The organism is Novosphingobium sp. YAF33, assembly GCF_052113265.1.
GTDB lineage: Bacteria > Pseudomonadota > Alphaproteobacteria > Sphingomonadales > Sphingomonadaceae > Novosphingobium.
On sequence record NZ_JBFRCW010000003.1, the window covers coordinates 213,081 to 235,035 of the forward strand.

The window sequence follows — 21,955 nt, forward strand, 5'->3', positions numbered from 1 at the left end:
GTTGATCAGCCCGGAAGGTCGGCGGGCACTTCGAGAATGAAGCGCGCGCCCTGCCCTGGTGCGCTGTCCACCAGCAGATCGCCGCCCATGGCCCGCGCCAGGCTGCGCGAAATGTAGAGGCCGAGGCCGGAACCGCCGTCTCCGCTGCGACCGAGCCGTTCGAACTTGTCGAAGATCTTGCCCTGCTGCTCTTGCGACAGCCCCGGTCCCTGGTCCGCCACGATGATCCGGGCGCGATCGCCCAGCGCTTCGAGGCGGATCCAGATGTGCGAGCGCTCCGGCGAGTAGCGAATGGCATTGCCGATGAGGTTCAGCAGAACCTGCAGGACGCGGCGATATTCCGCCACCGCCGGCAAGACTTCCGAGCCATGCGGCGCCTCTATGACGATGCCTTTTTCCTGAGCGCGGACATTCAGGATGCCGGCGGCCTGCCGGGCCAGCTCCGATAGGTCTACCCGGTCCGGCGCCGTGCTGAAGCCTTCCGTCTCGACCACTTCGAGATCGGCGAGATCTTCCAGCAATCCCAAAAGCAGTTTGCCAGCGCCGGCGATTTCGCCCGCATACTCCGCGTAGGCGTCCGGCAGCGGTCCGGCGAGCCGCGTGCGAATCGTCTCGGCATTGGCGATGATCCGCGAGATCGGCTGACGCAGCACCGGCGCCAGATCGTGTCCGACGAGGCTGCGGCGAAGCATCGGCTCCATCGGTTCGCGAACGGCTGCGGCCGAAGTGCCGGGCGTGTCCGACACCAGCAGAAGCTCGAAGCCCGCCGGATCGAAACCGGGCCGCATGTGCGGAACGAGCGAAACCCGCCACGACCGGCGCGATCCCGAAACGACCACGCGCGATCCGTCGAGCAGGCGCCAGTGCAGCGGCTGCTTGTGAGTCACTTTCTCGGGCGGCAGGAACTCGGTCCAGTGGCCGCCGAAACCGGCCTCCATCGCCGCCGCGACCCCGGCCAGTTCCGGGCTGTCCGACAGGACCGTGAGTACGCGCTGATCGGCATCGAGCTGGGCGCTCAACTCGGCAAGGTGCCGGTCGATCATCGTGCGCCGCCGCTCCACCGAAGCCGCATCCTCGACGGGCGCGGGAGCGGCCTGCCAGTTGCGGACGACGATCTGACATCCTTCGTTCAGACCTTGCGGTTCCACTTCGACCCAGGCCGTGATCACGTCCCCGCCATCATGGGCGGTGACGGCGCGCGCAAGGCGGAAGCCGTAACGCCGGGCCTTGCGGACCAGTTCGAGCAATTCGGGAATGGCGATGGTGCCGGGCAGTTCGCCGCCGCAGCGCTCCTGAAGTCCCGCCAGCGGCTCGTCCGCTTCGAGCAGCCTGTCCTGCGCGTCGCTGACTGCGCGGGCAAGAATGGTACCTTCCATCAGCATCAGCCGCCCTGCCGTCCGCTGGCCAGGATCGAAGCCGCCACGTCCGCGCCCAGCCTCTCGAAGCCCTCGGGCAGCATCGCTTCGGGATGAATGGCAAGGAACTGCTTTTCGATGTCCGCCGCCTTCAGCCCGGCTGCCCGCAGGGCCAGCGCCAGCCTGGCCAGTTGCGCCTCATGGGTCGCGAGCACCGCCGCCTCACGCCGCAGGCCGGAGCCCGCCGCAATTGCCGTGAAGAACAGCGCCGCGCCCGCGTGACTCACGGAAAGGGCGATATGGAAGGCGCCCCCAAGCCCGGTCAGCAAACGCGAGGCCAGGCCCAGACGGGTGGCACCTTCGTCATAGCTGCGGCGGATAGCGGCTTCCACCAGCACGAGGCGTTCGCCCATGATGGGCCGCGCCGCCATCGCGCTGCGCACGGCGAGGATCAGGCGGTGAAGCAGATCTCCCGGCAGTTCGGACAAGGGCAGGCTCATGCGCCGCTGCGCCTGGCACCAACGCGCCTGCGACGCGAGCCAGGTCACGGCCAAGGCGTGCGTGGCACCTTCGGCAGAGGCCAGCATTGCCTGGACGAGCGGGGGAACGACAGGATCCAGCGCCAGGCGCGTCTGCAACCGCTCGGTCATCTGCCATTCCAGGGCCATGGCGTGGACGTGGGACAAAAGCAGCGGATCCGCCATGAAGAGGCGTGCCATGTCTTCGACGTCTTCGACAAGCGAGCCGGAATCCGCACCGCCCAGGTGAAGCGGCTCGACGATCTGGCGCGCCAGATCTGCCAGCACGCCGCGCACGCGCGCAAGAATTTCGTCGCTGAAAAGCGCACTGTCCTCGGCCGCGAGCAAGTACTGCAGTATCGGCAGCACGCTGTCGGCCATGGCATCGCCGCGCGCCAGGTCCGCACGGAGCAAAGCCTCCGCGGTCTGGTCGTCGGCCGGATGAACAGCGTTGTCGATCATCCGTCCCGTATACCCTGTATCTGGTTAAGCCCCGGTTAGTCCTTCCCACGTAGCGGAAGAGCCATGCCGACCACAACGAGCGTGATCGCCAGAACTTCCACCAACGGCTCAACTTGCCCGAATCCTGCGGCAAAAGCCAGCACAAGTCCCAATGTGGCACGGTCTGTCGCCAGCGACGCCACCTTGCCGGTCACGAACCGGGGAATCAGGGCCAGAAGCATCATCAGCATGGCCGGTGGGAACATCCACGAAATGAGCGATTCGCCCCCTAGCCGCGGAATGGCGGCCAGCAGCGACAGCCCGAAAAGCGTGTCGACCAGCCAGCGCAGCACATCGGCGCGCGGGATCGCGGGCGGCAATTGCCCCAGCGCCTGCCGCTCTACCGAGCGCAGAAGCCGGCTCGCCTCTACCAGCAACGCGGCTGCCACCAGCGAGAGGAAGGCGATCGTCACGAAACCGAACCAAGCAAGGCCGCCTGCCAGCGCCACCGCCACGAGCACGCCGAGGCTCAACATGTTGCTGGCATTGCCCGCATGGAGCAGCGAGGATCCGAACGTCAGCACGCCGTAACGGGCGACGGCCCGGCCCGGCGAGACGCTGTCGCCATCGGCGAAACGCCCGCGCAACCATTCCAGCTCTACCGCGTGAGCTTCGGCTTCATCGCGAATCAGCCGCCAATCGACGCCGCTGCGCACGGCCACGGGAACTTCGCGCATCGGTACGCCCGCTTGCAGCGCGATCCGTGTCAGCGCGGAATGCACATCGCAATCGCCCGGAAGCTCCTGAAGGTTTTCCACCAGATGCCCCGGGATTCGCATCAATCCAGCGCTCGCCCGGTTGATGTCGATGCGCTCGAACCCGGCGGCCAGCCCGCCTTCGACCGGCTGGACAAGCACGGCTGGCGCCCTGCCCTCAAGCAGCGGCACGACGCCGGCGGGCTCGACGAAGAGCCCTTCCCCGATCACGACCAGTTCGTCATTCGCCGTCACCAGCCCGGCAAGCTGCCTCGCGCCGGTGGCGATATGGAATTGCAGGCCGGCGTTCTCCGCCATGTGCTGAAGGGCGATCATCTCCGGCGAGGGCCCCTTCGCGAGGCAGATCACCCGCTGGCAATCGAGCGCAAGGGCGAGCCCGAGCTGATGCTGCGCCAGGGTCGCGCCGCCCACGCGCAGGAAGGCGCGCGGCAGGGACTGACCCGCCACGGCAGGCTCCATCATGGCGAGCAATGCGATACGCAGTGTGTTAACCTCCAGCGACCCTTAGCCACTTAGGCAAAGGGCAGCCCGGTGCCAAGCGCGACGCTTGCATCAGCTGGCGGAAAACTCGGCAAGATAGGCATCGAGGCGCCGTATAACTCCGGGTTCGCCGGGAGCGCCGTCCAGCGCCTGCTCCGCCAGTGCCAGGAGCTGGGCCGAATGGAAGCTGGCCGCCAGCCCCTTCAGGCGCATGGCCGCAAGGTGCCAATTGCCATCGCAACGGGAGCGGGACAGCAGATCCGCCTGCCGCGCCACGCTTTCCAGATAGGACGCGCGCAACTCCGCGAAAAGCGCGGGATCCCCGCCCGCTGCCGCGGCGAGGGTCGCTTCGAGGGCACCTGCTTCATAAGCCATTTCCCCAGCTTAATGCCCAAAGGGTTAAAGTGGGCTTTATAGGTGCCTCCCGCGTGGTATCCTGATCCCATGGCTGGGGAAAACAGGATCGTCGCGCTCGGCGCGAATGGCAGCGAAGACAATTCGGCCCGCACTGCGGACGGAAACTCGGAAGACCGCATGAACGAAACCTTGGCAGTGGGCGTTTCGCCGCCGGAACCCGCAGAAGCGATTTCAGAAGATGCCTGGCGCAACGCCTGGGTCGCCACCGATGAACCGGCCCTTGCCGCCCCCTCGCGCGATTGGCTGGCCCCTTCGCTGGCCGGCGCCGCGACCCTGGGCTGGACGGCGTTCTTTCTCTACGCCCTCTCCCCGCATTTCGAGACCCTGAGCCTCGACACCGTCCCCGCCCTTGTCGTGCAGTGGGCGGTGCCGCTCTTGCTGGTCGGCATGGTCTGGCTGTTGGTCCTGCGCCACAGCTCGCGCGAAAGCAGGCGTTTCGGCAATGTCGCCCGGGCCCTGTCGAACGAGTCCGCGCAGCTTGAAACGCGCCTGACTACGGTCAACCGCGAACTCAGCCTGGCGCGGGAATTCATCGCAGCCCAGTCGCGCGATCTGGAATCGCTGGGGCGCATTGCCACCGAGCGGCTTTCCGCAAACGCTGAGCGCTTGCAGGGCCTGATCCGCGAGAACGGCTCGCGCGTGGAATCGATCAGCGGGGTCAGCCAGGCCGCTCTCGACAACATGGAGAAGCTGCGCAACCAGCTCCCCGTCATCGCCAGTTCGGCCAAGGACGTCACTAACAATATCGGCAACGCCGGCCGCGCCGCCCATGTCCAGCTGGAAGACATGATCAACGGCTTCAATCGCCTGAACGAGTTCGGCTCCGCCAGCGAACGGCAGGTTGCCCGGCTGCGGGAATCCGTGGAAGCGGCGCTGACCGAAATCCATGCACGCGGCGAACAGGTCGCCGCCCTGGCCGACCGGCGCTTCGACCTGCTTTCCGAACGCGGGACGGCCTTCCGCAGCGAGCTCGACGGCCACGAAGTCGCTGCACTCGAATCCATTCGAACCCGGGCCGAAGCGCTCGAGGAAGAAATCGCGCAGACCCGCGGACAGCTCGACCGTCATGAGGAAGAAAGCCTCACTTCGCTTCGCGCCCGGCTCGTGGCCTTGCGTGAGGAAAGCGACGTCGTCTCGCGCGCCTTGCGCGATGGCGAAGGCCGCGCGGCAGAAGCCTGGCGGCAGGCGCTCGACGACCTGCACGAGGAACAGGGCGAAGTGGCGCGCGGCATCACCCGGGCTCAGGACACGGCTCTGTCCGCGCTGCGGGGCAGCCTGGAGGCGATCGGCAACGATGCCGAAAACCTCGATCGCGAGATTTCGGCCCGCCGCGAACGGCTTGCGAGCGAACTCGGTGAGCGTCAGGCCCGCCAGGCCGAACAGGAACGCCACGCTATTGCGCGCATCGACCAGATGCTTGGCAATCTCGACCATGCCATCGCCGAACGCCTTGAAAATCAGCGCCTGCAGGCATCGGCTCTGAGCGAACGCGCCGTGGCCGTAAGCGGCGAACTTGGCGAATATGAAGCCCGTTTCGGCGCCATCGTCGGCAGCAGCGAAGCCCTCGAAACCCGTCTGCGCGGCAGCCTGGCGCAATTGACCGAGCGCCTCACGGCCGCCCGCGCGACACTCTCGGCGACCGATGGCGAAGTCGAAAAGCTCACCGAGACGAGCGTACGGCTGCTGGAGCTGATCCAGGGCAGCGCACGCTTTGCCCATAACGATCTTCCCGAGGCGCTGGTCGTCTCCGAGGAGCGCCTCAACCGCCTTCATGCCGGTATTGCCAGCGTTCTGGAGGCTCTGCGCCAATCGGCCAGAAGCGGCGAGGAACTCGCAGGCGGCGTCGAGCAGTCCGGCACCAACCTCAAGGATTTCGCGGACGAGCTTTCCGCCATGCATTCGGATCTCTCGGAGCACGGCGCCGCACACGCCGACCTGCTGCGCGTCCTGCACACGTCCATCACCGATATCGACACGGCAACGCAAACCGCTGCCGGCCGGGCCCAGACCGAACTGCAGGACGCCCTTGCTGCGCTTGGCAAGTCGATCGAGGACTCCGTCGGCGCGATCGAGACCGGCAGCGCCGCGCGCATCGCCCAGGTGGCGGAAAACCTCGGGACGGAAAGCGCCCAGGCCATCGATCGCTCCATGCGCACGCGCGTCGCGGAAGTAACCGGGCAACTCGATCAGGCCGTGGCCCACGCTTCCGGCGCCGCCCGCGAAGCGACCATCCAGCTTCGCGAACAGCTCTCCAAGGTCGAAGACCTCGTCGGCAATCTCGAAAGCCGCGTCACCCAGGCGCGCGAGCAGGCCGAGGAGCAGGTCGACAACGATTTCGCCCGCCGCGTGGCGCTGATCACCGAGTCCCTGAATTCCAACGCCATCGACATTGCCTCGGCGCTATCGAGCGATGTTTCCGACACCGCCTGGGCCTCCTATCTCCGCGGCGATCGCGGGATCTTCACGCGCCGTGCTGTTTCGCTGCTCGATGCCGGGGAAATCAAGTCGATCCAGCAGCTGTTCGAACGCGAAGATGCCTTCCGCGAGCACGTCAGCCGCTACATCCACGACTTCGAATCGATCCTGCGACAGGTCCTCTCGACCCGCGACGGCAATGCGCTGGGCGTCACCCTGCTCTCGTCGGACATGGGCAAGCTCTATGTCGCACTGGCTCAGGGAATCGAACGTCTGCGCAGTTGATCGCTCGGCAATGCGACATGAAAAAGACCGCCTTCATCAGGCGGGCTTTTTTGTGACCCTCAGTATCCGAGGTCCTGAACCGGCGGCTTCCCGAAGAAGTTGAGATCGCCAACCGTGATCCACTGCTGGGCATAATTCACGTAGTAGAGCCCGAAAAGCACGACCGCGAGCAGCGTGGCGCGCCTCGCGATCAGGCGCGGCCGGAAATTGACCGGGGCGCTGTCCGCATGGCCCTTTTCGACGCGAAAACCTTCCACTTCGTTGGGCGTACGAAGACCGAAAGGCATGACGAGAAAGGCGCTCAGGACCCAGAACAGGCCGTAGATCGCCACCATCGAAGTCCATTGCATCGCCATCGCCTCAATCCTCCAGCAGCATGACCTGCACTTGCGGCTTCTTGCCCGACCAGCGCGTAGCTGCGCGGCGGGCGGCCAGGCGGGCCGCCTCGACCCGAACTTCGCGGTCCGATTTCTTCGCCTTGCCCAGGGCATTGGCGACATCGCGCTGCGCCTCGTCGATGAACTTGGCGTAGTCCTCGTCGAGCGGGAGCCCGATCGCCGCGACCTGAACGTTGCCGCGGCGATCCGCGGCGACCGAAACCACACCGTTGAAGGCGATCCGGCGCCGCATGACCATGGCGTCGCCATCGGCGGGCGCGATGATATCGCCGTCAAGGATCAGCCGCCCGGAATGGACCTCGCCGAACTTGCCCGGACGACCGGGCGCCAGGCGCACGAGATCGCCGTTCTTCTGGAACACCGCGTGCGGAATGCCGCTTTCCACGCCGAGCCGCGCCTGTTCGCGCATGTGGCGGATTTCGCCATGGACCGGAAGCAGGATCTCGGGCTTGAGCCAACCATAGAGCGCCACCAGTTCGGGCCGCCCGGGATGGCCCGAAACGTGGATCATGCTCTGACGGTCCGTGACGATGACGATGCCAGCGTCCGAGAGCCGGTTCTGGATCCGTCCGATCGGGATCTCGTTTCCAGGAATCTGGCGGCTGGAGAACAGGACGACATCGCCCTTCTCAAGCTTGATCGGATGATTGCCCTCGGAAATCCGTGAAAGCGCCGCGCGCGGCTCGCCCTGCCCGCCCGTTGCGACGATCAGCACTTCGCCGCGCGGCAGATCCATCGCGGTTTCGACATCGACCAGCTCGGGCAGCTTCTTGAGATAGCCACTGGCCTGCCCGGTCTCGATGATCCGGTCCAGCGAGCGACCCGCAACGCAGAGCTTGCGGTTGGTCTTGCGGGCCACCTCGCCCAGCGTCTGAAGACGGGCCACGTTCGAAGCAAAGGTGGTCACCAGAACCCGGCGGCCGCGGTGCCGCTTCACTTCCTCCAGCAGGCCGCGATAGACCTCGCCTTCGGAACCGGACGCCTCGGGATTGAAGACGTTGGTCGAATCGCAGACGAGCGCCAGCACGCCGTTCTCGCCGATTTCGGTCAGTTCGGCCTGGGTCGCGGGCGTGCCCACCTGGGGCTCGTCGTCCAGCTTCCAGTCACCGGTGTGGAAGATGCGGCCGAACGGCGTGTCGATCAGCAACGCGTTGCCTTCGGCAATCGAGTGCGCAAGCGGCACATAGCGGATACCGAACGGTCCGAGCTGGAACTGGTCGAGGTGATCGATGACGATCAGTTCGACCCGGTCAAGAATGCCCGCTTCCTCCAGCTTCGCCGCCACCAGGCGCGCGGTGAAGGGCGTGGCGTAGATCGGAACGTTCAGTTCCTCGGCAAAATACGGAACCGCGCCGATGTGATCCTCATGCGCGTGAGTGAGCACGATCCCCAGCAGGTTTTCGCGCTCCCCCTCGATGAAATCGAGGTCCGCGAAAACCAGGTCCACGCCGGGATATTCGTTCATGCCGAATGTCATCCCCAGGTCGACCATAAGCCATTTGCCCTGGCAGCCGTAGAGATTGACGTTCATGCCAATCTCGCCCGAGCCACCGAGCGCGCAAAACAGCAGTTCGTTACCTGGAATCACTTCTTGGATGCCCTTTCGGCAAGAATGGCGAGGCCTTCGAGCGTCAGGTCGGGATCGACCGCGTCGAAAATATCGGAAGCCTCGTCGAACAGTACGGCCAGCCCGCCGGTCGCGATGACCTTGGCGGGGCGACCAATCTCGTTGCGCATGCGGGCGATCAGGCCCTCCATCATCGCCACATAGCCCCAGAACACGCCGATCAGCATCTGGTCCTCGGTATTACGACCGATCACGCTCTTCGTCGTGGGAACGGCAATGGCGATGCGCGGCAGCTTGGCCGTATTGCCCACCAGCGCGTCTAGCGACAGGTTGATGCCCGGCGAAATGATACCGCCCTTGTAGGCGCCGTTGTAATCTACCACGTCGAAGGTGGTGGCAGTGCCGAAATCGACGACGATGAGATCGCCCCCGTGTCGTTCATGCGCGGCAATGGCGTTGACCGCACGGTCGGCACCGAGCGACTTGGGCTGATCGACGTCGATGTCGATCGCGTAGTCCGCCTTGCCGACGCCCGCCACCAGCGGTTCGACATCGAAATAGTGCCGGCAGAGTATCTCGAGATTGTGCAGCGCGCGCGGGACCACGGTCGAGATGATGATGCTCTTGATCTCTTCCGCCGCTACGCCGCGGATCGAGAGTAGCTGCATGAGCCATACCGCATATTCATCACCCGTGCGGCGGGGGTCCGTGGCAATGCGCCAGCGCCCGCGCAAAGTGCGTCCCTCGAACAGCGCGAAGACGACATTGGTGTTGCCGGCATCGATGGCAAGCAGCATGGAATTTCCTTCAGGCGAGCGAAACGTCACCGGCGTGAACGACACGTAGGGACCCGTCGGCCAGACGCAAGCGCAATGCTCCGTCCGGGTCAAGCCCGGCAAAGGCACCTGGCAGCAGCCCTTCCTCGTCCAGCGTCACCAAAAGCGGCGTTCCCGGAGGATGAGCATGACGCGTCCAGTCGGCCAGCGTCGAGGCCAGCCCTTCCATACGCCACTGCGCAAGACGCGCCGCGAAGCGGTCTGCCAGATCGCCAAGAACGGTATGTGCGTCGCTGTGATTATCAGGGTTTGCCTTGCGGACCGACGTTGTCGCGCGGTCGGCAAGTTCCGGCGCCGTGACGACGTTGACGCCGATCCCGACGATCACATGATCGCCCCTGCGCTCCAGCAGGATGCCGCAGATCTTGGCGCCGCCGACCAGCACGTCGTTCGGCCACTTGAGCTGGCAATCCGCGCCAGCTCCAAGCTGCGAGAGCATGAGGTCGTGCACCGAAAGCGCCGCGACGAAAGCCAGGGTGTGAACCCAGGGGTCGTCGGCTCTCAGCGCGACGACGGTGCTGGCGTAGAGATTGCCTTCGGGCGAGGACCACTCCCGGCCGCGGCGGCCGCGTCCGGCGCTCTGTCGCACCGCACGCAGCCAGAAACCTTCCGCCAGGCCCTCGCCGGCGCCCAGGCGCCGGACGAGGTCCGCGTTGGTCGATGCGGTCTCTTCTACGACCTCTATCAAAGGCCGGAGAACAGGGCCGCTGCGGCCGTGTCAGCCAGCCCGCCCAGCCACTTGCTGGCCAGATAGCCCAGCGGCGAGATGAAGATGCAGGCCAGCACGAGGACCAGCTTGTGCCAGACATCGCTCTCGCCCTTCACCACATCGGCCGGTTCGTCGAAATAGACGACCTTGACGACCTTCAGATAGTAGAAGGCGCCAATGACGGAAGCCGCAAAGCCGATGGCCGCCAGAGCAATCATGCCACCGTCGACAGCGGCCTTGAAGACCAGGAACTTGCCCCAGAAGCCGAACATCGGCGGGATACCGGCGAGGCTGAACATGACCATCGCCAGCGCCAGGGCCAGGCCCGGACGGGTGCGCGACAGACCGGCCATCTTGCCGAGATCCTCAACGGGGTTGCCGTCGGCATCCTTGAGCATCAGGATAACAACGAAGCCGCCTACCGACATCGCGACGTAGATCGCGAGGTAGAACAGCATGGCCGAAACGCCCTGCTGGGTTGCCACGGCAAGACCGACGAGCATGAAGCCGACGTTGTTGATCGAGGAATAGGCCATCAGTCGCTTGATGTTCGACTGGCCGATGGCGCCAAGAGCACCGACGACGATCGAGGCAAGCGCCGCGAAGACCACGATCTGCTGCCAGGCGGCTGCCTGGTCGCCGAAGGCTTCGATGGCAACGCGCATGGTCAGGCCCATTGCGGCGACCTTCGGGGCCGTGGCGAAGAGCGTGGTCACCGGAGTCGGTGCGCCTTCATAGACGTCGGGCGTCCACATGTGGAACGGCACGGCGCTGATCTTGAAGGCAAGACCTGCAAAGACGAAGACGATGCCGAACAGCGCGCCGTTCGAGAGGCCCTGCGCCATCGAGGCGCTGATACCGGCGAACGAGGTGGTTCCGGCGAAACCGTAGGTCAGGCTCATGCCGAAGAGCATGATACCCGAAGCGAGCGCGCCCAGCACGAAGTACTTGAGGCCCGCTTCTGCCGAGCGGCCGTCGGTGCGCAGGAAGGCCGCCAGCACATAAGCCGCGAGCGAGTTCATCTCGAGGCCGATGTAGAGCGTCAGCAGGTCGGTGGCCGACACCATCATGCCCATGCCCAGCGAGGCGAGCAGGACCAGCACCGGATACTCGGCCCGCATTGCCTTGAAGCGGTCGAAGTAGGCCGGGGCCACTACCAGCGACACGGCGGCCGAGAGGTAGATCAGGATCTTGGCGTAAGATGCGAAAGCGTCGGCACGGAACTGGCCGAAGAAGGCCGAAGTGTCGGCGCCCATGTGGCCGCCGCAAAGCGCGGGGGCAACGAGGACACCGGCGGCGACGAGCGCCGCCACGGCGAGAACGGAGATCAGCTTTGCGGCCTTGTCACCGCCCCAGGCGGCCATCAGGAGCAAGACGAGGCTTGCGATGCTCAGCGTTTCTTCCGGCGCGATCAGGCGCAGCGACTGTGACCAGTCCATCAGTGTGCCCCCTCATGCGCGGCTTCTTCGTGCGCAGGCTTTTCCTTGCCCATGGCCAACTTGGCGTCTCCTTCCGGCTTTGCGCGAGCGAGCCGGGCGTCGAGCGCGGCAATGTCTGCGCGCATCGGAGCGATGAAGCTCTCGGGGTAGACGCCCATCCACAGCACCGCGAGACCGAGCGGGATCACCATCAGGTATTCACGCAAGTCGAGATCGGCCATGGCGGCGGCATCGGCATTCTTCTGGTCGCCAAAGACGACACGGCGATAGAGGTAGAGCATGTAGGCAGCGCCCAGGATGATACCGGTGGTGCAGATCAGCGCCGTCCAGCTCGAAACCTGGTAGATACCGCCGAGGCTCAGGAATTCGCCGACGAAACCGCTGGTGCCCGGAAGGCCGATCGAGGCCATCGTGAAGAGCAGGAAGAACAGCGCGTAACGCGGCATGTTGATGGCAAGGCCGCCGTAACGGGCGATCTCACGGGTGTGCAGACGGTCGTAGATGATGCCGACGCAGAGGAACAAGGCACCCGAGACGAGGCCGTGGCTGAGCATGACCAGCATCGAGCCTTCGAGCCCCTGCGGATTGAAGGCGAAGAGACCGATGGTCACGATCGCCATATGCGCGACCGACGAATAGGCGATCAGCTTCTTCATGTCGTCCTGCACCAGCGCGATGAGCGAGGTGATGACGACGGCGGCCATCGACAGGCCCCAGACCAGCGGCGCGAAGTAGGCCGAGGCTTCAGGGAACATCGGCAGCGAGAAGCGGATGAAGCCGTAGCCGCCCATCTTCAGCAGCACGCCCGCCAGGATCACCGAGCCTGCGGTCGGCGCCTGAACGTGCGCCGCCGGAAGCCAGGTGTGGACCGGCCACATCGGCATCTTCACCGCGAAGCTGGCGAAGAAGGCGAGCCAGAGCCAGGTCTGGGCTTGCGGATCGAAGTCGTAAGTCATCAACGTCGGAACGAACGTCGTGCCGGCGGTGTGGACCATCCACAACATCGCCACGAGCATCAGCACCGAGCCGAGCAGCGTATAGAGGAAGAACTTGTACGAGGCGTAGATGCGATCCGCGCCGCCCCAGATGCCGATGATCAGGTACATCGGGATGAGGCCAGCTTCGAAGAACATGTAGAACAGGAAGATATCCTGGGCCGTGAACACGCCGATCATCAGCGTTTCGACGAGCAGGAAGGCCGCCATGTATTCGCCCACGCGCTTCTCGATCGAATTCCAGCTCGCGCCGATGCAGATCGGCATGAGGAAGACGGAAAGCTCGATCAGGAGCAACGCGATACCATCGATGCCGAGGGCGTAGGAGAAGCCGGAGAACAGCTCGTGCCGTTCCTGGAACTGCCACTGCGCGCCGCCGACGTCGAAGTTCATCCAGAGGACGACGCCAAGGGCAAGGTTCGCAAGGGTGGCAAGAAGCGCCACCATGCGTGCCGATTTGGCATCAAGGTAAAGACACGCCAGTGCCGCCGCGAGCGGCACCAGCAACATCAGACTGAGGATCGGAAAACCACTCATCATCTTATCCCGCGATCACCCAGCTGATGGCGCCGACGAGGCCCAGCAGCATGACAAGTGCGTAGCTGTACAGATAGCCCGACTGGACCTTCTGCGCGTAAGTCGAACCCCTGGCGACGACCCAGGCCGCACCGTCGGGACCGAACTTGTCGATCACGCCGATATCCAGGACCTTCCAGAACACCTTGCCGAGCCAGAAAGCCGGACGGACGAAGATGGCGTTGTAAAGCTCGTCGAACATCCACTTGCGGTACACGAAGGTGTAGACCGGCCCGAGCTGTTCGGCGACTGCCTTGGGGAACGAGAGGTTCTTGATGTAGCCGTACCATGCCGTCAGCAGGCCCAGCGCCATCACCGTGAACGGTGCCCACTTCACCCAGGTCGGCACGCCGTGCATGGCGTGGATCAGGTGCTCGTGGAAGACCAGGGCGCCCTTCCAGAACTCGCCGGTCCCCTCGGAGACGAAGGCGTGCTGGAAGACGAAGCCCGCAGCCACGGCGCCGATCGCAAGGACGATCAGCGGCACAAGCATCACCAGCGGGCTCTCGTGCGGATGGTAGCCACCCGTACCGTCGCCATGCGTGTCATAGTTCGGTCCGCTCACGCCCAGCGCAGGTGCGGCATGGGCATGGGCATCATGGTGATCCGTGCTCTCGCCTGCATCTTCTTCAGCGGCAGAACCGTGACCGTGTGCGTCATGCGCATGATCGTCGTGACCATGGCCGTGGGCATCGTGAACGGCGTGCTGGATGTGCTCCGACTGGATCCAGCGCGGCTTGCCGAAGAAGGTCAGGAAGACCAGGCGCCACGAATAGAAGCTCGTCATGAGCGCGGCTGCGATACCCATCCAGAAGGCGAAACCGCCCACTGCCGTGCCCGAACCGAAGGCCGCCTCGAGGATCGCATCCTTCGAATAGAAGCCTGCGAAGCCGACGAAGCCCGCGATACCGACGCCGGTGATAGCCAGCGTACCCGCGGTCATCGTCCAGAAGGTGATCGGGATGTGCTTACGCAGCGCGCCGTAGAAACGCATGTCCTGTTCGTGGTGCATCGAGTGGATGACCGACCCTGCCCCCAGGAACAGCAGCGCTTTGAAGAACGCGTGCGTGAACAGGTGGAACATGGCCGCGCCATAAGCGCCAACACCGGTTGCGAAGAACATGTAGCCGAGCTGCGAGCAGGTCGAATAGGCGATGACGCGCTTGATGTCCCACTGCGTGCAGCCGACGGTGGCCGCGAAGAAGCAGGTGCAGGCACCGATGAATGCGATGAAGTGCATCGCCGTCTCGCTGGTTTCGAACAGCGGCGACAGGCGGCAGACCATGAAGACACCGGCGGTGACCATCGTGGCCGCGTGGATCAGCGCCGACACGGGAGTCGGGCCTTCCATCGCGTCCGGAAGCCAGGTGTGCAGGCCGAGCTGCGCCGACTTGCCCATCGCACCGATGAACAGCAGGATGCAGATCACCGTCATCGTGTCGAAGCGGTAGCCGAGGAAGCCGATCGTCGATGCGGCCATGCTGGGCGCGGCGTTCAGGATCTCGGGGATCGAAACGGTGCCGAACACCAGGTAGCAGCCGAAGATGCCGAGCATGAAGCCAAGGTCGCCGACGCGGTTGACCACGAAGGCCTTGATCGCGGCGGCGCCGGCCGAAGGCTTGCGGAACCAGAAGCCGATCAGGAGGTACGAGGCCAGGCCGACGCCTTCCCAACCGAAGAACATCTGCACCAGGTTGTTCGCGGTCACCAGCATGAGCATGGCGAACGTGAACAGCGACAGATAGGCGAAGAAGCGCGGCTGATCCGGCTCCTCGCTCATGTAGCCCCAGGAATAGAGGTGCACGAGCGCAGATACCGAAGTGACGACCACGAGCATGACTGCAGTGAGCGAGTCCACGCGCAGCGACCAGTCCCAGCTCATGGCGCCCGACTGGACCCACTTGAGCACCGGAATGACGCTGGCTTCGGCGCTACCGGTGAGGAAGCCGATGAAAATCGGCCAGCTGAGCGCGCAGGCAATGAACAGCGCGCCGGTCGTCAGGACCTTTGCGGGAACATTGCCCAGCTGTTTGTTGCCCAGCCCGGCGATGATCGCTGCCAGTAACGGCAGGAAGACGATGAATAGGATCGGGTGCAAGGCCTTATCCCTTCATCCGGTTGACGTCGTCGACAGCGATGCTGCCGCGGCCGCGGAAATAGATCACGAGGATTGCGAGCCCCACTGCGGCCTCGCCGGCAGCGACCGTCAGCACGAACATCGCGAAGATCTGACCCGTGAGGTCGTGCAGGGCTGCGCTGAACGCGACGAGGTTGATGTTGACCGCAAGCAGGATCAGTTCGATCGCCATGAGCAGAACGATGACGTTCTTGCGGTTGAGGAAAATGCCGAGGACGCCGAGCACGAAGAGGATCGAGCTCACGACCACGTAATGTTCGACGCCGATCACAGCGAAACCCCCTTGCCCACTTCGGGCTTGACGTTGACGGTCGCCTCATCGGGACGACGCGCGATCTGCTTGCTGACCTTCTGGCCGCGCGTATCGCCGCGCTGACGGTGAGTCAGGACGATGGCACCAACCATCGCGACGAGCAGGATCAGGCCGGCCGCCTCGAACAGGAACAAGTAGCGGCTGTAGAGCAGTCCGCCGATCGCCTCGATATTGGAAGCGCCTGCCGGCGTTACCGCCGTGCCATCCGGCGTACCGAGGTTCAGCGCGCCAGCCTTGTAGGCGCCAAGGCCCAGCACCATCTCGGCCAGGAGCACGATGGCTACCAGCATGCCCAACGGGAAGTTCTTGACGAAGCCCGCGCGCAGCTCGGCGAAGTCAATGTCGAGCATCATGACGACGAAGAGGAACAGGACCGCGACCGCGCCGACGTAGACGATGATCAGCAGCATGGCGATGAACTCGGCGCCGGTGAGCATCATGAGCCCGGCGGCGTTGAAGAACGCCAGGATCAGGAACAGCACCGAATGCACCGGGTTACGGGACAGGATGGTCGCGGCCGCCGAAGCGATCGTGAGTACTGCGAAGAGGTAGAAGGCTAAAGTCTGGATCATGTCCGCGGCCCCCTATCGGTACGGTGCGTCGGCTTCAAGGTTCGCGGCGATAGCACGCTCCCACTTGTCCCCGTTCGCCAGTAGCTTGGCCTTGTCGTAGAGCAGTTCTTCGCGCGTTTCGGTCGCGTATTCGAAGTTCGGGCCCTCGACGATGGCATCGACCGGGCAGGCTTCCTGGCAGAAGCCGCAGTAGATGCACTTCGTCATGTCGATGTCGTAGCGCGTGGTGCGGCGCGAACCGTCGACACGCGGTGCGGCCTCGATCGTGATCGCCTGCGCCGGGCAGATCGCTTCGCAAAGCTTGCAGGCGATGCAGCGTTCCTCGCCGTTGGGATAACGACGAAGGGCGTGCTCGCCGCGGAAGCGGGGCGAAAGCGGGTTCTTCTCGAAGGGGTAGTTGATCGTCGCCTTGGGCTTGAAGAAGTACTTCAAGGTCAGCCAATGCGCCTTCACGAACTCCCAGAGCGTGAAGCTCTTTATGAGTTGTCCGACGGTCATGCGAAGTGTCCGGTAGCCATGAGGTAGCCGCTGACGATTACGACGAACAGCAGCGATACGGGCAGGAAGACCTTCCAGCCCAGACGCATCAACTGGTCATAGCGGTACCGGGGAACGGTGGCCTTGATCCAGCTGAACACGAAGAAGAAGAAGAAGACCTTGAGCAGGAACCAAACGAAGCCCGGCACGAGGTACAGAACGGGAATGTCGAGCGGCGGCAGCCATCCGCCCCAGAACAGCGTCGCGTTGAGCGCGCACATCAGGAGCACGTTGGCATATTCGCCCAGCCAGTAGGCGGCGAAGGCCATCGACGAATATTCGGTCTGGTAACCGGCGACGAGTTCCGATTCCGCTTCGGCAAGGTCGAAGGGTGCGCGCTGCGTTTCCGCAAGGCTCGAGATCAGGAACATCACCCACATCGGGAACAGCAGCGGGTTCGCGACGAAACCGTTGATGATGCCGAAGACGTGGCCCTTCTGCGCCCAGACGATGTCGTTCATGTTGAACGTGCCCGCCCAGAGAACGACGCAGATCAGGATGAAGCCGATCGAGACTTCATACGAGATCATCTGCGCCGAAGCGCGCATGGCCGAGAAGAACGGGTACTTCGAGTTCGAAGCCCAGCCCGCCATGATCGTACCGTAGACGCCCAGCGAACTGATCGCGAGGATGTAGAGCAGGCCGATGTTGATGTTGGCCAGGATCGCGCCCGAGTTGAACGGGATCACCGCCCAGGAGAGCAGCGCCAGCGTGAAGGTCACGATCGGCGCGATCAGGAACAGGCCCTTGTTCGCAGCCGAAGGAACGATGGTTTCCTGAAGGAAGACCTTCAGACCGTCCGCGAACGACTGGAGCAGACCGAACGGGCCGACCACGTTGGGACCGCGGCGCAGCGCCATGGCGGCCCAGATCTTGCGGTCGACGTAGATGATCATGGCGACGGCCAGCATCAGCGGCAGCGCGATGAGCAGGATGCCGCAGACGGTGGACACGAACCATGCCCACTCGAAGCTCATCCCGAGATTCTGGAAGAATGCGGTCATTCCGCGGCCTCCGCCAGGTCTTCACCGTGGAGCAGTTCGGCCGAGCAACGCTGCATGACCGCGCTCGCGCGGGCGATCGGGTTGGTCATGTAGAAGTCCTTGATCGGATAGGCGATCTGGCCGGCAGCGGAACCGCCACCGTTCGRCAGAACGCTCCCGTAGTCAGCAAGACCCTCGCTGCCAAGTGCAGGAACTTCCGCGATCATTGCGTTGCGCAGTTGATCGAAGCTGTCGAACCCGACCGAGACGCCGAAGGCGTCGGCAAGGGCGCGCAGGATGGTCCAGTCTTCCCGGGCGTCGCCAGGCGCGAACACGCCCTTGTCGGCCCACTGCACCCGGCCCTCGGTATTGACGTAAGTGCCTGCCTTTTCGGTGTAGGCCGAGGCCGGCAGGATCACGTCGGCCGCGTGGGCGCCCTTGTCGCCGTGGTGACCGATATAGACGATCATCGAACCGGCGAACTGGGTGAAGTCCACTTCATCGGCGCCGAGCGCGATCAGGACCTTGGGCTTGGCGGCGACGAGGTCGGCGATGCCGCCCTTCTGCGCGTAGCCGAGCATCAGGCCGCCCATGCGCGAGGCCGCCATGTGGAGGACGTTGAAGCCGTTCCACTTGGTGCCGTCTTCGAGATCGCGAACGAGGTTGAACTGGCCTGCCAGCGCAAGACCGGCTTCCAGGCCGCCGCGGCCGAGCGCCGCACCGCCGAGGATGACTGCCGGACGCTTGGCGTTCGACAGGGCATCGACGACGTTCTGCGGCAGATTGCCGAGAACCGAGAGGTCTTCGCCCAGGAACTGGCCGCCGAACGTGGTTTCCCACTCGGGACCGACCAGGAACACCTTGGCGCCGCGCTTCACCGCCTTGCGCAGGCGAACGTTGAGCAGCGGGGCTTCCCAACGCACGTTGCTGCCGGCGATCAGGATCGCGTCCGCCGTCTCGATGCCCGAGAAGGTGGAGTTGAAATTGACGGCCGCCAGGCTGCCCGTCGCGTAGTCCATCCCGGTCTGGCGACCTTCGATGAGGGTCGAACCGAGCGCGCCGACCAGCTTCTTGGCGGCGAACATCGTTTCGCAATCGACCATGTCGCCAGCGACGGCGGCGATCGAGTTGCCCGGGTTCAGCGTGGCGATGGCGGCAAACGCCTCGTTCCAGCTGACCGCGACGAGCTTGCCGTCACGGCGCAGGAACGGCTTGTCGAGACGGCGCTTGGTAAGCCCGTCGACCATGTAGCGCGCCTTGTCGCTGATCCATTCCTCGTTGACGTCGTCGTTGTTACGAGGAAGCACACGCAGCACTTCGCGGCCGCGCGCATCGATACGGATGTTGGCGCCAGTGGCGTCAGACACGTCGATGCCCAGCGTCTTCTTGAGCTCCCAGGGGCGAGCTTCGAAGGCGTAGGGACGCGAGGTGAGCGCACCGACCGGGCAGAGGTCGATCACATTGGCCGACATCTCGTGCTTCGCAGCATGTTCGAGATAAGTCGTGATCTGCATGTTCTCGCCGCGATAGAGCGCGCCGATCTCGTCCACGCCGGCGATCTCTTCCGAGAAACGCACGCAGCGGGTGCAGTGAATGCAGCGCGTCATCTGGGTCTTGATGAGCGGGCCCATGTACTTTTCGGTGACCGCGCGCTTGTTCTCGTCATAGCGCGAAGCCCCGCGACCGTAGGCCACCGACTGGTCCTGAAGGTCGCACTCGCCGCCCTGATCGCAGATCGGGCAGTCGAGCGGGTGGTTGATGAGGAGGAACTCCATCACCCCTTCCCGCGCCTTCTTGACCATATCGGAGTCCGTGCGGATCTCCTGGCCTTCGGTGGCCGGAAGCGCGCACGAAGCCTGGGGCTTGGGCGGTCCGGGCTTAACTTCGACCAGGCACATGCGGCAATTGCCGGCGATGCTCAGGCGCTCGTGATAGCAGAAGCGCGGGATTTCCTTGCCGGCAAGCTCGCAGGCCTGCAGCACGGTTGCGCCGTTGGGGACGTCGATCTCGACGCCATCGACTTTGACCTTGGGCATTACTCGGCAGCCTCGCGGACGTTATCGGCGATCCGGCGCTCAAGCTCCGGACGGAAGTGCTTGATCAGGCCCTGGATCGGCCATGCGGCCGCATCGCCCAGGGCGCAGATGGTGTGGCCTTCGACCTGCTTGGTCACCTGCTGCAGCATGTCGATCTCCTCGACTTCCGCATCGCCGGTGCGCAGGCGCTCCATCACGCGCCACATCCAGCCCGTGCCTTCGCGGCAAGGGGTGCACTGGCCGCAGGACTCGTGCTTGTAGAAGTACGAGATGCGGCTGATGGCGCGGACGATGTCGGTGGACTTGTCCATGACGATGACGGCCGCGGTGCCGAGGCCCGAGCCGACCGCCTTCAGACCGTCGAAGTCCATCGGCGCGTCCCAGATGTCGGCAGCCGGAACCAGGGGAACCGACGAACCGCCGGGGATCACCGCCAGCAGATTGTCCTTGCCGCCGCGAATGCCGCCGCAATGACGCTCGATCAGTTCGCTGAACGGGATCGACATCTCTTCCTCGACCACGCAGGGACGGTTCACGTGCCCGCTGATCTGGAAGAGCTTGGTGCCCTTGTTGTTCTCGCGGCCGAAGCTGGAGAACCAGGCGGCGCCGCGGCGCAGGATGGTCGGGGCGACGGCGATGGATTCGACGTTGTTGACCGTGGTCGGGCAGCCATAGAGACCTGCGCCGGCCGGGAACGGCGGCTTCAGGCGGGGCTGGCCCTTCTTGCCTTCGAGGCTCTCGATCATCGCGGTTTCTTCGCCGCAGATGTAGGCGCCGGCGCCGCGATGGACGAAGACGTCGAAATCGTAGCCGGAACCGCAGGCATTCTTGCCGAGCAGGCCGGCCGCGTAAGCCTCTTCACGCGCCGCGAACAGCGTCTCGGCCTCGCGGATATATTCGCCGCGAATGTAGATGTAGGCCGCGCGCGCACCCATGGCGAAGCCCGCGACGAGCGCGCCTTCGAACAGCAGGTGCGGATCGTGCCGCATGATCTCGCGATCCTTGCACGAACCCGGTTCGGATTCGTCTGCGTTGATCACGAGGAAGCTGGGCTTCGGGTTGCCGGCCTGGTCGAGCGGCGGCTGCTTGGGCATGAAGGACCACTTCATGCCCGTCGGGAAGCCCGCACCGCCGCGACCGCGCAGGCCCGAAGCCTTCATCTCGTCGATGATGGCATCACGGCCGCGTTCGATCAGCGCCTTGGTGTTGTCCCAGGCGCCGCGCGCCTGCGCTTCCTTCAGGTTCCACGGCTGATAGCCGTAGAGGTTGGTGAAGATGCGGTCCTTGTCGGCGAGAGCCATTACCACTCACTCCGATAGTCATGATTGGACGTAGTCATCGCGGCCAGATTGGTCGGCTCACCCACCGGTTCCACCGTGTGACGGGCGGGATCCTGGGTGCCGGCCTTTGGCGTTTCACCACGCACCAGAGCATCGAGAACCGCGTTCAGGCGGTCCGACGTCAGGTCTTCGTAGTTGTCGTCGTTGATCTGGACCATCGGTGCCGAGGCGCAGTTGCCCATGCACTCGACCTCGGTGAACGACCACATGCCGTCGTCCGAAATGTGGCCCTTCTTCATCCCGCGCGACTTGCAGGTTTCCAGCAGGTCGTCCGACCCGCGCAGCATGCAAGGCGTGGTGCCGCAAACCTGGACGTGGAAACGGCCGATCGGCGCGATGTTGTACATGGTGTAGAACGACGCGACTTCGACCACGCGGATGACCGGCATGTCGAGATAGGCGGCGATATATTCCATCACCGGGATCGGCAGCCAGCCCTGCGTGTTCAGCTCGGCGCCGACCTGGCGCTGGGCGAGGTCGAGCAACGGCATCACCGCCGAGCGCTGGCGCCCTTCGGGATAGCGGGACACGACATCCTTCGCCTTTTCGGCGTTTTCGGCGGTCCAGATGAAATTGCCCCAACGGGCCCGAAGTTCGGGCGAGTCGGGTTCGATATAGCGGTCAGCCATGCTTACCCCTGCGCTTCAGCCACTGGTCCTGGCCGAAAAGAAACAATTCGAAACCGCCGATCGCGGTCACCAGCATCGGCAGCAGCGCCGTGGGCTGGAGGTCGAGATAGACGGCGGCAAAGTACCACAGCGCCAGCGAAACGCCGGTCACCGCGGCCCAGATGCGGGTCAATTCGAGCGTGTTGAACTTCATCGAACGAG

General features: G+C 64.4%; 20 protein-coding genes. 1 reads left to right on the forward strand and 19 read right to left on the reverse strand.

Annotated elements, in window-relative coordinates:
* Positions 1–5: 5 nt before the first annotated feature.
* From AB4Z00_RS08170 to AB4Z00_RS08185, 4 genes are all read right to left on the reverse strand, one after another.
* Positions 6–1,382 (reverse strand): sensor histidine kinase, encoded by a 1,377-nt coding sequence (locus AB4Z00_RS08170; protein WP_134092840.1) that lies wholly within the window; start codon positions 1,380–1,382, stop codon positions 6–8.
* Positions 1,382–2,335 carry a hypothetical protein gene (locus AB4Z00_RS08175; RefSeq protein ID WP_442045582.1) on the reverse strand — a complete coding sequence of 318 codons (954 nt, stop codon included), beginning with the start codon at positions 2,333–2,335 and terminating at the stop codon, positions 1,382–1,384. The genes AB4Z00_RS08170 and AB4Z00_RS08175 overlap by 1 nt, the downstream gene beginning before the upstream one ends.
* A 35-nt stretch (positions 2,336–2,370) precedes the next feature.
* Positions 2,371–3,537 carry a hypothetical protein gene (locus AB4Z00_RS08180; protein ID WP_442045583.1) on the reverse strand — a complete coding sequence of 389 codons (1,167 nt, stop codon included), beginning with the start codon at positions 3,535–3,537 and terminating at the stop codon, positions 2,371–2,373.
* 105 nt (positions 3,538–3,642) lie between these two features.
* Positions 3,643–3,945: an Hpt domain-containing protein gene (locus tag AB4Z00_RS08185; RefSeq protein ID WP_134092837.1), complete on the reverse strand. Its 303-nt coding sequence runs from the start codon at positions 3,943–3,945 to the stop codon at positions 3,643–3,645.
* Positions 3,946–4,014: 69 nt separating this feature from the next.
* On the opposite strand from AB4Z00_RS08185, the gene AB4Z00_RS08190 reads away from it, so the two are divergent.
* Positions 4,015–6,687, forward strand: a complete 2,673-nt coding sequence (locus tag AB4Z00_RS08190) for an ATPase (RefSeq protein WP_442045584.1) — start codon at positions 4,015–4,017, stop codon at positions 6,685–6,687.
* A gap of 59 nt (positions 6,688–6,746) precedes the next feature.
* Here the strand turns inward: AB4Z00_RS08190 and AB4Z00_RS08195 are convergent, their stop codons facing one another.
* From AB4Z00_RS08195 to AB4Z00_RS08265, 15 genes are read right to left on the reverse strand one after another with little or no spacing between them, the layout of a single operon-like run.
* Positions 6,747–7,037, reverse strand: a complete 291-nt coding sequence (locus AB4Z00_RS08195; protein WP_134093244.1) for a DUF1467 family protein — start codon at positions 7,035–7,037, stop codon at positions 6,747–6,749.
* A 10-nt stretch (positions 7,038–7,047) separates the two neighbouring features.
* Positions 7,048–8,673, reverse strand: coding sequence for a ribonuclease J (locus tag AB4Z00_RS08200; protein WP_442045585.1), 1,626 nt, complete (start codon positions 8,671–8,673; stop codon positions 7,048–7,050).
* The gene (locus AB4Z00_RS08205) at positions 8,670–9,449 is read right to left on the reverse strand and encodes a type III pantothenate kinase (RefSeq protein WP_132262586.1); all 780 of its coding nucleotides are present in this window, start codon (positions 9,447–9,449) and stop codon (positions 8,670–8,672) included. Before AB4Z00_RS08205 ends, AB4Z00_RS08200 begins: the two co-directional genes overlap by 4 nt.
* Positions 9,450–9,459: 10 nt before the next feature.
* On the reverse strand, positions 9,460–10,176 hold the full coding sequence (locus AB4Z00_RS08210; RefSeq protein WP_442045586.1) for a biotin--[acetyl-CoA-carboxylase] ligase: 717 nt from the start codon (positions 10,174–10,176) through the stop codon (positions 9,460–9,462).
* A complete protein-coding gene (gene nuoN, locus AB4Z00_RS08215; RefSeq protein WP_442045587.1) occupies positions 10,173–11,636 on the reverse strand; it encodes an NADH-quinone oxidoreductase subunit NuoN in 1,464 nt (487 codons plus the stop codon). Before nuoN ends, AB4Z00_RS08210 begins: the two co-directional genes overlap by 4 nt.
* Positions 11,636–13,168 (reverse strand): NADH-quinone oxidoreductase subunit M, encoded by a 1,533-nt coding sequence (locus tag AB4Z00_RS08220; protein ID WP_132262580.1) that lies wholly within the window; start codon positions 13,166–13,168, stop codon positions 11,636–11,638. The genes nuoN and AB4Z00_RS08220 overlap by 1 nt, the downstream gene beginning before the upstream one ends.
* A gap of 4 nt (positions 13,169–13,172) precedes the next feature.
* Positions 13,173–15,305 (reverse strand): NADH-quinone oxidoreductase subunit L, encoded by a 2,133-nt coding sequence (nuoL, locus tag AB4Z00_RS08225; protein ID WP_431566605.1) that lies wholly within the window; start codon positions 15,303–15,305, stop codon positions 13,173–13,175.
* 4 nt (positions 15,306–15,309) lie between these two features.
* Positions 15,310–15,615 carry an NADH-quinone oxidoreductase subunit NuoK gene (gene nuoK, locus AB4Z00_RS08230; RefSeq protein ID WP_132262577.1) on the reverse strand — a complete coding sequence of 102 codons (306 nt, stop codon included), beginning with the start codon at positions 15,613–15,615 and terminating at the stop codon, positions 15,310–15,312.
* Positions 15,612–16,229: an NADH-quinone oxidoreductase subunit J gene (locus tag AB4Z00_RS08235; RefSeq protein ID WP_132262575.1), complete on the reverse strand. Its 618-nt coding sequence runs from the start codon at positions 16,227–16,229 to the stop codon at positions 15,612–15,614. Before AB4Z00_RS08235 ends, nuoK begins: the two co-directional genes overlap by 4 nt.
* 12 nt (positions 16,230–16,241) lie before the next feature.
* Positions 16,242–16,727 carry an NADH-quinone oxidoreductase subunit NuoI gene (gene nuoI / locus AB4Z00_RS08240; protein WP_132262574.1) on the reverse strand — a complete coding sequence of 162 codons (486 nt, stop codon included), beginning with the start codon at positions 16,725–16,727 and terminating at the stop codon, positions 16,242–16,244.
* Complete coding sequence (gene nuoH, locus AB4Z00_RS08245; protein ID WP_132262572.1) at positions 16,724–17,770, reverse strand: NADH-quinone oxidoreductase subunit NuoH; 1,047 nt, start codon at positions 17,768–17,770, stop codon at positions 16,724–16,726. The genes nuoI and nuoH overlap by 4 nt, the downstream gene beginning before the upstream one ends.
* Positions 17,767–19,785 carry an NADH-quinone oxidoreductase subunit NuoG gene (gene nuoG, locus AB4Z00_RS08250; protein ID WP_442045588.1) on the reverse strand — a complete coding sequence of 673 codons (2,019 nt, stop codon included), beginning with the start codon at positions 19,783–19,785 and terminating at the stop codon, positions 17,767–17,769. The genes nuoH and nuoG overlap by 4 nt, the downstream gene beginning before the upstream one ends.
* Positions 19,785–21,086, reverse strand: a complete 1,302-nt coding sequence (nuoF, locus tag AB4Z00_RS08255) for an NADH-quinone oxidoreductase subunit NuoF (protein ID WP_134092828.1) — start codon at positions 21,084–21,086, stop codon at positions 19,785–19,787. The genes nuoG and nuoF overlap by 1 nt, the downstream gene beginning before the upstream one ends.
* The gene (locus tag AB4Z00_RS08260) at positions 21,086–21,754 is read right to left on the reverse strand and encodes a complex I 24 kDa subunit family protein (protein WP_132262567.1); all 669 of its coding nucleotides are present in this window, start codon (positions 21,752–21,754) and stop codon (positions 21,086–21,088) included. The genes nuoF and AB4Z00_RS08260 overlap by 1 nt, the downstream gene beginning before the upstream one ends.
* Positions 21,747–21,947 carry a hypothetical protein gene (locus tag AB4Z00_RS08265; RefSeq protein ID WP_132262565.1) on the reverse strand — a complete coding sequence of 67 codons (201 nt, stop codon included), beginning with the start codon at positions 21,945–21,947 and terminating at the stop codon, positions 21,747–21,749. The genes AB4Z00_RS08260 and AB4Z00_RS08265 overlap by 8 nt, the downstream gene beginning before the upstream one ends.
* Between the last annotated feature and the right edge of the window lie 8 nt (positions 21,948–21,955).